Here is a 14,340-nt window from a genome sequence, read left to right as displayed (position 1 = left end):
CCGATGCCGGACGCGCCTCCGGTGACGACGGCGACGAGGTCGGTGAACTCGCGATCAGCCACGGGGTGCCTCCCAGGGCGTGAACGTGTGCCGCTGGCGTCCGAGGCCGTCGATCTCGATCTCGACGACGTCGCCGGCGGCGAGGTGCGGGAACCGGCCGGACAGCGCGACGCCCTCCGGGGTGCCGGTGAGGATGAGATCCCCGGGTTCGAGCTCGAAGAACTGCGACAGGTGCCAGACGATGTGGTCGACATCGAAGATCATGTCCGCCGTGGAGGAGCGGTGGCGCGCCTCGCCGTTGACGAAGCTGCGCAGCCCGAGGTCGGCCGGATCGATCTCGTCGGGCGTGACCAGCCAGGGGCCCGTCGGGTTGAACCCCGGGGCGCACTTTCTCTTGGACCACTGGCCACCCGACAGCTCGAGCTGGAACTCTCGCTCCGAGACGTCGTCGGCCGCGACGAAGCCGGCGATGTGCGCCGCGGACTCCTCCGGGCTGTCGAGGTAGCTCGCCCGACGGCCGATGACGATGCCGAGCTCGACCTCCTAGTCGGTCTTGGCGCTGCCGCGCGGTGTCGTCACGTCGCCGTCGGGGCCGACGACGGTGTTCGGCGTCTTCAGGAACACGATCGGGACCTTCGGCGGCTCCGAGTCGGACTCCGCCGCGCGGGCCGCGTAGTTCATGCCGATGCAGATGACGGCGCCCGGCCGGGCGACGGGAGCGCCGATGCGTCGGCCGTCCGCATCGGCGAGTGGCTCGAGCTCGCCCAGATCGAGCGCATCGCGCACCCTGGCCAGGAAGCCCGACGCGAGGAAGGAGCCATTCACATCGGACGTCATTGGGCGAAGGTCATACCAATGGCCGTCGCGGAAGACGACCGGGACCTCTGCTCCCGGAGCGCCGAGTCGCGCAATTCTCATGATTCTTCTTGTCGATGCGGCCGTGACCGCGCCAATGTGATCAGTGACGTTGACAGTATAGATATCGGATGTTTACACTCCAACAGGTGCAGACATCGGATGATCTGCCAAGGAAGAGGTGACCGTGAGCCGCATCACCGCGCTCGAGACGATCGACATCCGCTTCCCGACCTCGACGACACTCGACGGCTCGGACGCGATGAACCCTGACCCCGACTACTCCGCCGCATACGTCATCGTGAAGACGGACGCCGCCGACGGGATCGACGGCCACGCCTTCGTCTTCACGATCGGCCGCGGCAACGACGTTCAGGTGTCCGCCATCGAGGCACTCGCCGGCCACCTCGTGGGGCGGGAGCTCGAACCGCTGCTGGCCACGATGGGCGCGACCTGGCGCGACCTCGTCGGCGATTCGCAGCTGCGCTGGCTCGGCCCGGAGAAGGGCGTCATGCACATGGCGATCGGCGCCGTCGTCAACGCGCTGTGGGACATCAAGGCGAAGCGCGCGGGTCTGCCGCTGTGGCAGCTGCTGTCGACGATGAGCCCCGAGGAGATCGTCGAGCTCGTCGACTTCCGGTATCTGACGAACGCGCTCGCCCCGGAGGAGGCGCTGGAGATCCTCCGCGCCGCCGAGCCCGGCCGCGCGGAGAGGGCGCACGAACTGCTGGCGAACGGATATCCCGGCTACACGACGAGCCCCGGCTGGCTCGGCTATAGCGATGCGAAGCTCGAAGCCCTCGTCCGTCAGGCGCTGGCCGACGGGTTCACCCAGATCAAGCTGAAGGTCGGTGCCGATCTCGACGACGACATCCGACGATTCCGCAAAGCCCGCGCGGTCGTCGGGCCGGACTTCCCGATCGCGGTCGACGCGAATCAACGCTGGGAGGTCGACGAGGCGATCGCCTGGGTATCGGCGCTCTCCGAGTTCGGACCCACCTGGGTGGAGGAGCCGACGAGTCCCGACGACATCCTCGGGCACGCCGCGATCGCACGCGCCATCGCCCCGATCCGGGTCGCGACCGGCGAGCACGCGCAGAACCGCGTCGTCTTCAAGCAGCTGCTCCAGGCCGATGCGATCTCCATCATGCAGATCGACGCGGTGCGCGTGGGCGGGGTGAACGAGAACGTCGCCAACCTGCTGCTCGCGGCGAAGTTTGGCATCCCAGTCTGTCCGCATGCCGGCGGCGTCGGGCTGTGCGAGGCCGTGCAGCACATGTCGATGTTCGACTTCGTCGCGGTGAGCGGCACGCGCGACGGCCGTCTCATCGAGTACGTCGACCACCTGCACGAGCACTTCGTGGTGCCGACCGAGATCCGCGGCGGCTCGTTCGTCGCGCCGACGGCTCCGGGCACCGGTATGGAGATGAAGGCGGATTCGCGCCGCGCGTACACGTTCGAAGGAGAGCTGCACCATGTCGCCTGAGCCGATCGCCCTGCCCGAACTCGGATACGGCGCCGCCAACCTCGGCAATCTGTTCCGGGTGCTCGCGGACGACGAGGCGCATGAGGTGCTCGAGGCCGCGTGGGACGCGGGCATCCGCCTGTACGACACCGCGCCCCACTACGGACTGGGGCTCTCGGAGCGTCGCCTCGGGGCTTTCCTGCGCACGAAGCCCCGCGACGAGTACGTCCTGACGACGAAGGCGGGACGGCTCATCCGCCCGAACGCGGATGACGACGGCGGTCTCGACCTGGCGAACGACTTCCACGTGCGGGCGGATGTGCGCCGCGAGTGGGACTTCTCCGCGGCGGGCATCCGCAGGAGCCTTGAGGAGTCGCGGGAACGCCTCGGCATCGAGCGCGTCGACGTCCTCTACCTCCACGATCCGGAGCGGCACGACCTCGACGAGGCGATCACCCGTGCGCTGCCGGCGCTCGAGAACCTGCGCGATGCGGGCGTGGTCGGGGCCGTCGGCGTCGGGTCCATGGTCACCGGGGCGCTCGCTCGGACGGTCGAGGAATCGCGCCTGGACGTCGTCATGATCGCCGGCAGGTACACGCTCCTCGAGCAGCCCGCCGCGGTCGACGTGCTCCCCGCGTGCCGGCGGACGGGCACGAGCGCCGTCGCCGCGTCGGTGTTCAACTCCGGGCTGCTCTCCCGTGCCGAGCCGGCGAGGGACGACCGATACGAGTACGGCGCGGTCCCGGACGAGGTGTGGGATTGCCTGCAGCTGATCCTCGCAGTCTGCCGGGCGCACGACGTGCCCCTGCCCGCCGCCGCGCTCCAGTACCCGCTCCGCGACGCGGTCGTGCGGTCGGTCGTGGTCGGCGCGTGGAAGCCCGAGCAGATCCGGCAGAACGTCGAGCTCGCGCGGTTCGCGATCCCTGAGGACTTCTGGGGCGAGCTCGCGAGCGAGGGCCTCATTCCGAGGCCGACCGAACGGGAGCGAGCCGATGCTTGAGGGGATCCACCCGCTGCTCACCGGCGAGGTGCTGCTGTACCTCGACCGCATGGGGCATTCCGACGCCGTCTTGATCGCCGATGCGCACTTCCCCGCGTGGGCGCTCGGCGCGCGCACGCTCGACCTCCCCGGTGTCGGCGCTCCTGAGCTGCTCGCGGCGGTCATGACGGTGCTTCCACTGGACGACGCACCCGGCCTCGACCTGATGGCGTCGGCCGACGCGGCGGTGCTGCCCGTGCAGCACGAGCTCATGGCCGCCGCCGGCGCGACTGATGTCGACACCCGCTTCGTCGAGCGCTTCGCCTTCTACGATCTCGCCCGCCCCGCGTACCTCGTGATGCGCACCGGCGAGACGCGCCAGTACGCCAACGCGCTCGTCCGCAAGGGCGTCGTAGGGCACCCGCCGACGCTCTTCGGCGGCGCCCGCCGACCCGACAACCCGACCCCGACCGCCCACCCGGGCCCGACTGGAAGCCGATGATGTCCTCCTCACACGACTGGTTCACGCACGATCGATTCGGACTGTTCATCCACTTCGGTCTGTACAGCACCCTCGCCCGCCACGAGTGGGTGATGACGCGCGAGCAGACCGCCCCGGAAGACTACGAGCGCAACGCGCGATTCTTTGACCCCGACCTGTTCGACGCGCGCGAGGTCGCCCGCGCGGCGAAGGCGGCGGGCATGCGGTACGCCGTCCTCACCGCCAAGCACCACGAGGGCTTCGCGATGTTCGACTCGAAGCTCACCGACTACACGAGCATGCAGACATTCGGCCGCGACATCGTGCGCGAGTTCGTTGACGCGTGCCGCGAGGAGGGTCTGCGCGTCGGGCTGTACTTTTCGCTCATCGACTGGCACCACCCCGAGTTCACGATCGACTACCACCACCCGCTGCGCGACCGCGAGGACGCCGTCGAGCTGAACGCGAGCCGCGACATGGTCATGTACCGCGAGTATCTGCACGGTCAGGTGCGCGAGCTGCTGACGAACTACGGCACCATCGACTACCTGTTCTACGACTTCACCTACGACGAGCCGCGTGACGGCTGGGAGGGCAAGGGCCCGGCCGACTGGGATGCGGAGGCGCTGCTGCGCCTCACGCGCGAGCTGCAGCCCGGAATCCTCGTGAATGACCGACTCGGCATCCCAGCCGACCTCGTGACGCCGGAGCAGTATCAGCCGGACGAGACCATGACGCGGGACGGCGTCGAGGTCACCTGGGAGGCGTGCCAGACCTTGAACGGGTCGTGGGGATACGACCGCGACAACGTCGACTTCAAGACGCCTGACCTCCTCGTGCGGATGCTCGTCGACTCCGTGGCCAAGGGCGGCAACATGCTCCTGAACATCGGGCCCGACGGACGCGGCGCCGTGACGCCTCGAGACCTGGCGACCCTGGCCGCGATCGGCGACTGGATGGACCGCAACGAGCGCTCGGTGATCGGCGCGGGACCCGCGGCGGAGGTCGCGCCGTTCGGCACCCGGTTCACGCGCCGCGGCGACCGCCTCTACCTGCATCTGTTCCACTGGCCGTTCGGTCACGTGCACCTGCCGGACCTCGCCGGACGTGTCGGGTTCGCCCGGTTCCTCCACGACGGCTCCGAGATCCGCACCAGCGCGATCGATCCCGATCAGCAGGCATGGAACACGACGCCCGGCGGTCAGCCGGCCGGCACCCTCACGCTCCACCTTCCCGTTACACGGCCCGATGTGCTCGTGCCGACGATCGAGCTCTTCCTCGCGGAAGACGAGACCCGCACCACCAACGATGCAACCACCAACGAAGGAGAAACAGCATGAAGGCAATGACGCCTCGCCGGATGGTCAGGACCGCCGCGGCTCTGACGACCGCGGCCCTCGCCGTGACGGTCGCCGGATGCTCCACAGGAGGCGACGACAGCTCGAGCGCGGACGGCAAGACGACCATCGTCTGGGACATGTGGTCCGGCAGCGAGGCGGACCTCGCCAACCTGCAGGAGCACGTTCGGATCGCCGAGGAGGATAACCCCGACATCACGGTCGCCCTGCGCACCGCGCCATGGGGCGACTACTTCACGAAGCTCACGACGAACCTCGCTTCCGGTGAGGTAGCTTGCATCACCGGTATGAGTGGCCAGTACACCCCCGGCTACGCCGAAGCGCTCACGCCGCTCACCGATGCCGACCTCGAGACGGCCGGCATCGATCCCTCCGCGTTCTCCGAGGGCGCCCTCGACATCCTCAGCTACGACGGCGAGCTCCTCGGCCTGCCGTTCGACGTCGCCGCGATGCAGGTCTATTACAACGCGGACATCTTCGAGGAAGCCGGCGTCGAGCCGCCTGCCGTCGGGTGGACGCTCGAGGACTTCGAGGAGGCGGCGAACGCCGTCTCCGCCGTCAAGCCCGCGTTCGCCGCGGCGATGGGCGACTTCCAGTGGATGAGCCTCCCGATCGCGGCGTCGAAGAAGCAGCCGGTCGACGAGTCGGGTGCGCTGGCGCTCACCGACCCCGACTTCGTCGACGCCGCCACCTGGTACGCGCAGTTCGCCATCGACGGCATCGCCTCCCCGCCGCCGTCGGCGTCGTCGAGCGGCTGGGGCGAGGAGGAGTTCAAGGCCGGCAACGTCGCGATGGCCGTCGACGGCACGTGGAACGCCGTCTCGTACCTCAACAACGAGACCGGCTTCACGGCCGGCATGGTCGACCTCCCGCAGAGCCCGGACGGACGCCTCGGCGTCGTGCTCGGCTCGGGATACGGCATCGGCGCGAACTGCGAGCACAAGGAGGAGGCGCTCCGCGTGCTCGGATCGCTCGTGGGCGAGAAGGCGCAGGACTACATTGCGTCGTCCGGCCGCAGCTACCCGGCGCTCGCCGCATCGCAGCCGCTGTTCTTCGAGTCCATCGACGAGGAGTTCCGCAGCGAGGTCGAGTCCGTGTTCGCGGCGTCGTTCCAGCAGGTCGAGGGCGCCCGCTCGACGGCCGACTGGTCGCAGGTCTACGCGAGCCTGCAGCCGAACCTCGTGTCGGTCTTCACCGGCCAGGTGCCGATGGCGGAGGCGCTCGAGACCACGCAGGCGCAGTTCGGAGAGTGATGTCCGCGTTCGCTCCCACGCGCGGCCGGAAGAGTCTGGGCCGCATGCAGAAGGTCGAGGCCCGTCAGGCGCTGGGGTTCATCACCCCGGCCCTGGCGGGGCTCGCCCTGTTCACGATCGCACCCGTCGTGCTGTCCGTCATCATGAGCCTCTTCGACTGGCCCGCGTGGGGCGAGCGCACCTTCGTCGGGTTCGGCAACTACATCGCGCTCGCGACCGAGCATCCGGGCTTCTGGCCGGCGCTGCGCAACTCCGCGGTCTTCGCGCTGCTGTACCTGCCGCTGAACCTGATCATCTCGCTCGGGCTCGCGCTGCTCCTCTCGCCGCGCATCCGCGGCCGCGGGTTCTTCCGGATCCTGTTCTTCATCCCCGTCGTCACGCCGATGGTCGCGAACGTGCTGGTCTGGAAGCTACTGCTCCAGCCGAACGGCCTGTTCAACGGCATCTCGACGACGTGGTTCGGCGTGCAGCTGCCGAGCTTCCTGACCGACCCGCAGTGGGCAATGGTCATGGTCGTCATCATGTCGGTCTGGCAGGGCATGGGCTACAATATGCTTATCTTCTCGGCGGCGCTCGAGCAGCTGCCGGAATCGGTGATAGAGGCCGCGCGCATTGACGGCGCCCGCGGCTTCAAGATGCTCTGCCGCATCACGTTGCCGCTCATCTCGCCGTCGGTGTTCTTCGCCGGCGTGATGACGATGATCTCGTCGCTGCAGGTGTTCGCGCAGCCGCAGCTACTCACCGGCGGCGGACCGGGCAACGCAACCATTCCTCTCGTGATGTTCATCTACAACCAGGGCTTCAAGTTCCAGGAGATGGGACTGGCGGCCGCGGCCGGCTGGATCCTGTTCGCGATCATCATCGGGCTCACCGCCGTGCAGTTCTCGGCGCAGAAGAAGTGGGTGCACTATGAAGTCTGACGTCATCGAGGCCGTCGCGCCGGTCCCGACCGAACTCATCGTCACGGGGAGGGCCCGGCGGCAGCCGCAGCGACGTCCCACGGGCCGATCCTCGGTCGGGCTGTTCTTCGCCTACGCGTCGCTCGTCATCGCGGCGGTCGTCTTCGCGATGCCCCTCGTCTACGCCTTCTTCTCCGCGCTGAAGCCGAACGCGGAGGTGTTTCAGACCCCGCCCGCGTTCCTCGGCTCCGAGGTGCGGTGGAGCAACTTCGTCGAGGTGTTCACCTACGGCCCGTTCGCGACCTACATCCTCAACTCGTTCTGGGTCGCGATCGCCGGCACGGCCGTGGTCGTGATCGTGTCGACGACGGCGGGATACGCGTTCGGCCGCATGCGGTGGCGGGGCCGCGACGCCGTGTTCGTGATCTTCCTCGCGACGCTGATGGTGCCGCAGGAGGTGCTCGTGGTGCCGATGTTCCAGCTGATGCAGTGGTTCGGCTGGGTGAACACGCCCCAGTCGCTCGTGCTCCCGTTCGCGTTCACCGCGTTCGGCACGTTCCTCCTGCGCCAGTTCTTCCGCGGCATCCCCTACGAGCTCGAGGAGGCGGCGCGGATCGACGGCGCCGGCATGCTGCGGATCTTCCTGCAGATCATCCTGCCGCTCGCGCGGTCCGCGGTCGCGGTGCTCGTGGTGTTCACATTCATCAGCTTCTGGAACAGCTATCTGTGGCCGCTCATCGTCGTGAACGACTACGCCAGCCTCGGCACGCTGCCCATCGGCCTCGCGAGCTTTGCCGGGCAGTTCGGCACGCGCTGGGACCTCCAGATGGCCGCGGCGATCATCTCGATGATCCCGACGACGATCATCGTGATCGCGTTGCAGAAGCACCTGGTCTCCGGCATCGCGACCGCCGGCATCGCCGGGCGGTGAGCGGACGTGACGGGTCGAGAGGGGAAGCGCGGATGACCGAGACGTTTGTGTTCGCGGGCGACAGCATCACCGATGCCGGCCGGCGCGAGGACCACGAAGGCTGGGGAGACGGCTACGTGCGGCTGATCGCCGTGGAGGTCTCGCCGGGGGATCGGGTCGTGAACGCGGGGATCTCCGGAGACCGCGTGCGCGACCTGCGTCGCAGATGGGACGCCGACGTACTGGCTGCGGAGCCGACGACGCTCACCGTGTACGTGGGTATCAACGACACGTGGCGCCGCTTCGACAGCGACGACCCGACCTCCGCCGACGAGTTCCGCGACGACTACCGCGCGCTGCTCGCCGCCGCGACAGAGGCGGGGGTCGGCCGGCTCGTGCTGATCGAGCCGTTCGTCCTCACTGTGGTGGACGGGCAGGAAGCGTGGGCGGACGACCTCGCCGCGAAGCAGGCGGTCGTGCGTGAGCTGGCCGACGAGTTCGCCGCGGCCCACGTGCCGCTGCAGGCGCCCTTCGAGCAGGCGGGCGGAGTGGATCCCGCGACGCTCGCCCCGGACGGCGTGCATCCGTCGTCGCGCGGTCATGCGCTCATCCACGCCGCGTGGCGACGGGCGCTGCGCTTCTGAGGACGGACCGAACGGCCGCCACGCCGCTCCGCGGCGCGGCGGCCGTTCGCCGTGCGATCAGCGAAGCGGGAAGCTCAGGACGACCGGGCCCGGCGCGTCGGAGTCGGGGACAACGACGGATGACGGCGCGTCGATGCGCTCGGACGCGACCTCGAGCGACACGACGTCGCCGGTGGGAGCGTCGATGAAGGCGTGCGCGAACCCGTTCGTCCTCGTCCACCGGATCCACGGCGTCTCGGACGACGCCGCCCAGCCCTCGGGCAGAGGCTCGCTGCCGAAGACCGCGGCCCCGTTCACGTCGTTCCACGCGCCGAGCTCCTCGAGCGCACGTCGCTGGATGTCGGTGACCCGCCCCTCCGCGGTCGGGCCGATGTTGAGCAGGAGGTTGCCGCCCCGCGCGACGACGTCGACGAAGTACCGGATCGTCTCCGGCCCGGTCATGGAGTGCGACGCGTCCTCAAGGCGGTTGTAGGCGAACGAGAAGCCGATGCCACGGCAGTTCTCCCACGCCGAGGCGCTCTCCGCGCCGTGGTTCACCTCGTACTCGCTCGTGCGGAAGTCCCAGTGGGTGTCGCCCCAGCGGTCGTTCACGACGCCGTCGGGCCGACGCGCGTAGAAGCGGCGGAAGAGGTCGATGAGGCTGTGCTCGCCCGGGGCCTTGCCCGCGTCGGGCCACTCGATGTCGCCCCAAAGGATCTCCGGAGCGTACCGGTCGATGAGGTCCGCGACGTGCGCGTGGACGTACCGGGCGTACTCGGCGTGGATGGGGCGGTAGGCGTCGCCGAGCGGACCGATGACGGGCGGTCCGGAGTCGACGTGCCAGTCGAGGCCTCCCGAGTAGTAGACGCCGAACCGCACACCGTGACGCTCGGCGGCGTCACGCATCTCGCCGACCAGATCGCGCCGCGGTCCCCGCTGCACGGTGTTGCGATCGCCCGTGTGCGGGGCGTCCCAGAGGGTGACGCCGTCGTGGTGCTTCGTGGTCGGCACGAAGTAGCGCGCACCGCTGCGCTTGACGAGCGCGAGCAGGTCGTCGGCGTCGAAATCCGCGGCGGTCCACTGGTCGAGGAAGTCGTCGTAGGGGCGGCCTCCGTGCGCCTCGAAGTGGTGCTGTCGAGCGGGGCTCCCCTCGATACGGATCGTGTTATAGTACCACTCCGCATACGGGTTGTGAGTGTTGAACTCCCGCTCCCAGCCCTCGCCGTGGAACGTGCCGTGCGCGCCGATGGGCTCCGCCCATCCGGGGACCGCGTACGGCCCCCAGTGCATGAAGATGCCGAGCTTCGCTTCCGGGTACCAGGATGGCATCGGCCGGACGAACTCGTCGTAGTCGGGATGGCGCTCCATGCGCTCCTTCTCTCGGCTGTGCGCGGATTCCGGAAAGATCCGAGCAGTGGGGCGATTTCGGTCGATACTATCAACGAAGGGCGGTTGAGGATAGGAAAAGATCGGATGTCTATGCCGCAATGGTCGATGAGAAACCCGAACCGGGAATGCCCGCGCATCGCCGTCGTGGGGATCGCGATCGAGTCGAGCGCCTACGCCGCGCACCGGGCGGGGCATCGAGACTTCCGCGTACGTCGCGGCGCCGACGTGCTCGATGCCTACCTCTTCCTCGCCGACGGTGAGCCGACGCGGGCGGCCGCGGACTGGGTCGGGGTGCTCACCGCGCGGTCGATCCCCGGTGGACGCGTGCGTGCGGACATCTACCGGGAGCTGCACGACGAGATCGTCGCCGGACTCGCCGCGCTCCTCGACGACGGCGGGGTGGACGGGATCCTCTGCGACATCCACGGCGCGATGAGCGCCGAAGGGATGTAGGACGCGGAGGGCGATCTGGTCACGGCGGTCCGCGCGGTCGTCGGGAGCGAGCTGCTAATCCGCGCGCCGATGGACTTGCACGGCAACGTCTCGGAGACGCTCGCGCGGGAGGTCGAGCTGCTGACCTGCTATCGGACGGCGCCGCACGAGGACGTCGTGGAGACGCGCCTGCGGGCCGCCCGCAACCTCATCGACGCCCTCGACTCCGACATCCGTCCTCTTCGCGCTCGTGTCGCGGCGCCGATCCTGCTGCCCGGCGAGAAGACGTCGACGCGGGTGGACCCGGCGCGCACGATCTACGCGCGCGTGCCGGAGGCCGCGGACGTCGATGGCGTCATCGACGCGGGCATCTGGATCGGGTACGTCTGGGCGGACGCGCCCCGGTGCCATGCGGCGGTCGTCGTGACCGGGGCCGATGCCGACACGATCGCGCGCGAGGCGGAGGGGCTGGCCGAGCGGCTGTGGTCGGCCCGCGACGACTTCTCCTTCGTCGGCGCGCCCGGGACGCTCGACGACGCCGTCGCGGATGCCGTCGCGCACGCCGCGGCGGGAGGCGGACGGCCGTACCTGATCAGCGACTCGGGCGACAACCCGGGGGGCGGCTCCGGCGACGTGACGTGGACGCTCACCCGTCTGCGGGATGCGCCCGCGTTCGCCGCCGAGGAGGGGCTCGTCGCGTACGTCGCGTCGATCTTCGACGCGACGGCCGTCGACGCCCTTTTCGCGCTCGACGCGGGCGACCCGGACGCCGGCAGGATCGCCATCATCCGCCGTGGCGGACTGCGCGTCATCGTGGCCGAGCATCGCAATGCCTACCACTCGACCGACGACTTCGCCGCGATCGGGCTCGACCCCGCCGCCGCCGACGTGATCGTGACGAAGATCGGCTACCTCGAGTCCACCCTGTACGACGTCGCGCGCGGATGGACGCTCGTGTTCACGCCCGGGCCCGTGGACCAGGACCTTGGCCGGTTGGGGCACACCCGCATCCGCCGCCCGATGTTCCCGTTCGACGTGTTCGAGGGCGCCCCGGATCTGACCGCGCGGGTGTTCGGATGACGGCTTTCGAGGTCGCGGTTCAGGACCCGCCGGGGGCGGCGATCGCGGCGGCCGTCGGCGTGGATCGCATCGAGCTGTGCTCGGCGCTCGCGATCGGCGGCGTGACGCCGTCCCGCGGACTGATCGAGATCGCGGTCGCCGCCGGCACTCCCGTGCACGTGCTCGTGCGGCCGCGCGGCGGCGGCTTCGCCTACGACTCCGACGAGGTCGGCCTCATCGTCCGCGACGTGGCCGAGGCCGTGCGGGCGGGTGCGGCGGGCGTCGTGTTCGGAGCCACCGCGCGCGGCGCGATCGACGTCGAGACGATGCGGGCGACGAAGGATGCGGCGGCCGGCATCGAGGTCACGTTCCATCGAGCGTTCGACACGGTCCCCGATCGGCGATCGACGTGCTCGCCGGCCTCGGCGTGGATCGCGTGCTCACCTCCGCTGGAGCCGCCTGCGCCGCGGACGCGCCCGGTGAGCTCGCCGCCCTCGTGCAGCATGCGCGCGGGCGCGTGCAGGTGATGGCGGGCGGCGGGATCACCTCCGACAACGTCGCGGCCGTGCTCGCCGCCGGTGTGGACGCGGTGCACGCCTCGGCGAAGCGGACGGTCGGCACGGAGGCGTTCGCGCTCGGGTCGGCCGGCCCCTCGCCGCACGAGACGACCGACGTCGAGCATGTGCGGCGCATCGCGGAAATCGCGCGGCGCGGGGCGGCCTGACGCTGCGGTCTCTCGGGGACCCGTGTCAGACGTGCACCGTGCCTCCGACGTCGACCGCTCGCCGTCGGCGAGGCACCCGCCCCCGCGCCGGAAGCCTGCTCACGCGTGCACGTCGGCGGGCGTCTCCTCGCCCTCGTGGAAGCTCGGGCGCTTGCCCACGATCCGCCCGATCAGCAGGATGACGCCGACGATCACGAGGCCGGCGGCGAGGCCGGCGATCGCCGACACGAGTGTGTCGCCGAGCCAGACGACGAGACCGCCCGCCGGTTCGAGCGCATGCTCGACGGCGTGGATGGCGTCGGAGAAGAACTCCAGCCCCACCTGGCCGAGGTTCGCGAGCAGGAGGTGGCCGCCCACCCACAGCATCGCGACGGTTCCGACGACGCTGATCGTGCGGAACACGGCGGGCATCGAGCGCACGATCCGCGTGCCGGTGTGCCGCACGCGCTGCACGGGGTTCTTGGCCATCCTGAGGCCGATGTCGTCGATCTTGACGAGCAGGGCGACGGCGCCGTATACGACGACCGTCATCGCCAGGCCGATCACGGCGAGCACGGCGAGCGTCATCCAAAGGCCCATCCCCGCGTCGAGGCTCGAGAGCGAGATGAGCATGATTTCGGTCGAGAGGATGAGGTCGGTGCGGACGGCTCCGAGCACAAGCCGCCTCTCGTCGCGTGCGCCCTCGTCGGCGTGGCCATGGCCGAGGCCGAACCACTCCAGCACTTTCTCGGCGCCCTCGAAGCAGAGGTACGCGCCACCGGCGATGAGGAGGTACGGCAGCACCCACGGCGCGACCGCCGTGAGCAGCAGCGCGATGGGGATGATGATGACGAACTTGTTCACGAGCGAGCCGAGGGCGATCTTTCCCACGACCGGGAGCTCGCGTGCAGGCGTGACGCCCTGCACGTACTGAGGTGTCACGGCGGCATCGTCGATCACGACGCCCGCCGTCTTCGCCGACGCCTTCATCGCGGCGCTCAGGATGTCGTCGACGACGGCGAGCAGGCCAACCGACATGCGCCCTCCCCTTGTTCGATGTCGAAGAGAAACACTAGCTCTAAAACTGATGGAGGTTNTTAGGCCGCGAGTGTGAGCGGCTTGGCTAGCTTGGCTTCGAACTCGATGGGCGTCAAGCCGCCGAGGGCGTCTTGGGCGCGTTGGCGGTGGTACTTCCGCTCGATCCAGACGACGATCGCGAGTCGCAGGTCCTGCCGTGTGGCCCACCGTTGCTGGTTGAGGACGTTCGTTTGAAGAAGCGACCAGAAGCTCTCCATTGCCGCGTTGTCTCCCGCCGCGCCGACTCTGCCCATCGATCCGACCATGTCGTAACGGCGCAGCTCGCGGGCCATCGCCCGGCTGCGAAACTGACTGCCCCTGTCGGCATGCAGGATGCAGCCGGCGACCTCACCACGGCGGGCGACGGCGTTGCGGAGGGCGTCAACGGCGAGCTTCGCGGTCATCCGATCCGCGATCGAGTAGCCGACGATCCGGTTCGAGAACACGTCTTTGATCGCGCAGCAGTAGAGCTTGCCCTCGGTGGTGGTGCGGTGCTCGGTGATGTCGGTCAGCCACACCCGGTTCGGCGCGTCAGCGCGGAACACGCGCTTCACGTGATCATCGAACACCGGCGGGCCAGCCTTCTTGCCCTTCCCGCGTCGCCGGCGTTGCGCGGAAGAGAGGATCCCCGCGTGAGAACACAGCTTCCACGCGGTCCGGCGGCTCATCCGCCAACCCGCAAGGCGGGCCTCGTCGGCGAGGTATCGGTATCCGAACGTCGGGTCGTCGTGGTGCGCGTCATGGAGCGCGTTGATCCGGTGCGCGCGGAGCACGTCCGCGTCCCGGACCGGGTCGTTGCGCCACCGGTAGTAGGGCTGCCTTGCGAGCTTGAGGACCCGGCACGACACCGTCACGGG

12 protein-coding genes and 3 pseudogenes are annotated in these 14,340 nt (G+C 69.3%); 11 read left to right on the top strand and 4 right to left on the bottom strand.

The window, feature by feature from the left end:
• Window positions 1–54: 54 nt before the first annotated feature.
• Window positions 55–918 (bottom strand): annotated as a pseudogene (locus tag IEX05_RS14195) (fumarylacetoacetate hydrolase family protein).
• Between the two features lie 124 nt (window positions 919–1,042).
• Between IEX05_RS14195 and IEX05_RS14190 the strand changes: the two are divergent.
• The 8 genes from IEX05_RS14190 to IEX05_RS14155 are packed head-to-tail and all read left to right on the top strand — an operon-like array spanning window position 1,043 to window position 8,844.
• Window positions 1,043–2,341: an enolase C-terminal domain-like protein gene (locus tag IEX05_RS14190; RefSeq protein WP_188702986.1), complete on the top strand. Its 1,299-nt coding sequence runs from the start codon at window positions 1,043–1,045 to the stop codon at window positions 2,339–2,341.
• Window positions 2,331–3,320 carry an aldo/keto reductase gene (locus IEX05_RS14185; RefSeq protein ID WP_188702984.1) on the top strand — a complete coding sequence of 330 codons (990 nt, stop codon included), beginning with the start codon at window positions 2,331–2,333 and terminating at the stop codon, window positions 3,318–3,320. The genes IEX05_RS14190 and IEX05_RS14185 overlap by 11 nt, the downstream gene beginning before the upstream one ends.
• A complete protein-coding gene (locus IEX05_RS14180) occupies window positions 3,313–3,801 on the top strand; it encodes an RbsD/FucU family protein (RefSeq protein WP_188702982.1) in 489 nt (162 codons plus the stop codon). The genes IEX05_RS14185 and IEX05_RS14180 overlap by 8 nt, the downstream gene beginning before the upstream one ends.
• Entirely contained in the window at window positions 3,798–5,120 is a 1,323-nt protein-coding gene (locus tag IEX05_RS14175) for an alpha-L-fucosidase (protein WP_188702980.1), read from the top strand. The genes IEX05_RS14180 and IEX05_RS14175 overlap by 4 nt, the downstream gene beginning before the upstream one ends.
• Window positions 5,117–6,391, top strand: a complete 1,275-nt coding sequence (locus IEX05_RS14170; RefSeq protein WP_229661349.1) for an ABC transporter substrate-binding protein — start codon at window positions 5,117–5,119, stop codon at window positions 6,389–6,391. Before IEX05_RS14175 ends, IEX05_RS14170 begins: the two co-directional genes overlap by 4 nt.
• A gap of 44 nt (window positions 6,392–6,435) precedes the next feature.
• Window positions 6,436–7,311, top strand: coding sequence for a carbohydrate ABC transporter permease (locus tag IEX05_RS14165; protein ID WP_229661348.1), 876 nt, complete (start codon window positions 6,436–6,438; stop codon window positions 7,309–7,311).
• Complete coding sequence (locus IEX05_RS14160; RefSeq protein WP_188702977.1) at window positions 7,301–8,221, top strand: carbohydrate ABC transporter permease; 921 nt, start codon at window positions 7,301–7,303, stop codon at window positions 8,219–8,221. Before IEX05_RS14165 ends, IEX05_RS14160 begins: the two co-directional genes overlap by 11 nt.
• Window positions 8,222–8,253: 32 nt before the next feature.
• Window positions 8,254–8,844 carry an SGNH/GDSL hydrolase family protein gene (locus tag IEX05_RS14155; protein ID WP_188702975.1) on the top strand — a complete coding sequence of 197 codons (591 nt, stop codon included), beginning with the start codon at window positions 8,254–8,256 and terminating at the stop codon, window positions 8,842–8,844.
• A 57-nt stretch (window positions 8,845–8,901) separates the two neighbouring features.
• Here IEX05_RS14155 and IEX05_RS14150 read toward each other — a convergent pair whose 3' ends face one another.
• On the bottom strand, window positions 8,902–10,191 hold the full coding sequence (locus IEX05_RS14150; RefSeq protein ID WP_188702973.1) for an alpha-L-fucosidase: 1,290 nt from the start codon (window positions 10,189–10,191) through the stop codon (window positions 8,902–8,904).
• Here IEX05_RS14150 and IEX05_RS15365 point away from each other — a divergent pair.
• From IEX05_RS15365 to IEX05_RS14140, 3 genes and pseudogenes are all read left to right on the top strand, one after another.
• Window positions 10,180–11,184: pseudogene (locus IEX05_RS15365) on the top strand (M81 family metallopeptidase); the annotation flags it as partial. The gene IEX05_RS14150 and the pseudogene IEX05_RS15365 overlap by 12 nt on opposite strands.
• Window positions 11,185–11,232: 48 nt before the next feature.
• The gene (locus IEX05_RS15360; RefSeq protein WP_268237881.1) at window positions 11,233–11,724 is read left to right on the top strand and encodes an MlrC C-terminal domain-containing protein; all 492 of its coding nucleotides are present in this window, start codon (window positions 11,233–11,235) and stop codon (window positions 11,722–11,724) included.
• Window positions 11,721–12,427: pseudogene (locus IEX05_RS14140) on the top strand (copper homeostasis protein CutC). Before IEX05_RS15360 ends, IEX05_RS14140 begins: the two are co-directional and overlap by 4 nt.
• A gap of 99 nt (window positions 12,428–12,526) precedes the next feature.
• Here IEX05_RS14140 and IEX05_RS14135 read toward each other — a convergent pair.
• Together IEX05_RS14135 and IEX05_RS14130 are read right to left on the bottom strand one after the other, a co-directional pair.
• Window positions 12,527–13,444 (bottom strand): DUF808 domain-containing protein, encoded by a 918-nt coding sequence (locus IEX05_RS14135; RefSeq protein WP_188702968.1) that lies wholly within the window; start codon window positions 13,442–13,444, stop codon window positions 12,527–12,529.
• Window positions 13,445–13,503: 59 nt separating this feature from the next.
• Window positions 13,504–14,340 (bottom strand): IS3 family transposase (locus IEX05_RS14130; protein ID WP_188702966.1); only part of this gene is annotated, 837 nt, incomplete at its 5' end.

Source organism: Microbacterium nanhaiense (assembly GCF_014646015.1).
GTDB classification, from domain to species: Bacteria; Actinomycetota; Actinomycetes; order Actinomycetales; family Microbacteriaceae; genus Microbacterium; species Microbacterium nanhaiense.
Note: the sequence above shows the minus strand (reverse complement) of the source record. Positions and strands in the feature narration are given on the sequence as shown.

Excerpts from the sequence above, each read along its gene's own strand:
- IEX05_RS14155 (WP_188702975.1), top strand. The coding sequence starts at position 8,254 with ATGACCGAGACGTTTGTGTTCGCGGGCGACAGCATCACCGATGCCGGC.
- IEX05_RS14150 (WP_188702973.1), bottom strand. The coding sequence starts at position 10,191 with ATGGAGCGCCATCCCGACTACGACGAGTTCGTCCGGCCGATGCCATCC.
- IEX05_RS14165 (WP_229661348.1), top strand. The coding sequence starts at position 6,436 with ATGCAGAAGGTCGAGGCCCGTCAGGCGCTGGGGTTCATCACCCCGGCC.
- IEX05_RS14180 (WP_188702982.1), top strand. The coding sequence starts at position 3,313 with ATGCTTGAGGGGATCCACCCGCTGCTCACCGGCGAGGTGCTGCTGTAC.
- IEX05_RS14170 (WP_229661349.1), top strand. The coding sequence starts at position 5,117 with ATGAAGGCAATGACGCCTCGCCGGATGGTCAGGACCGCCGCGGCTCTG.
- IEX05_RS14175 (WP_188702980.1), top strand. The coding sequence starts at position 3,798 with ATGATGTCCTCCTCACACGACTGGTTCACGCACGATCGATTCGGACTG.
- IEX05_RS14160 (WP_188702977.1), top strand. The coding sequence starts at position 7,301 with ATGAAGTCTGACGTCATCGAGGCCGTCGCGCCGGTCCCGACCGAACTC.
- IEX05_RS14185 (WP_188702984.1), top strand. The coding sequence starts at position 2,331 with ATGTCGCCTGAGCCGATCGCCCTGCCCGAACTCGGATACGGCGCCGCC.
- IEX05_RS14135 (WP_188702968.1), bottom strand. The coding sequence starts at position 13,444 with ATGTCGGTTGGCCTGCTCGCCGTCGTCGACGACATCCTGAGCGCCGCG.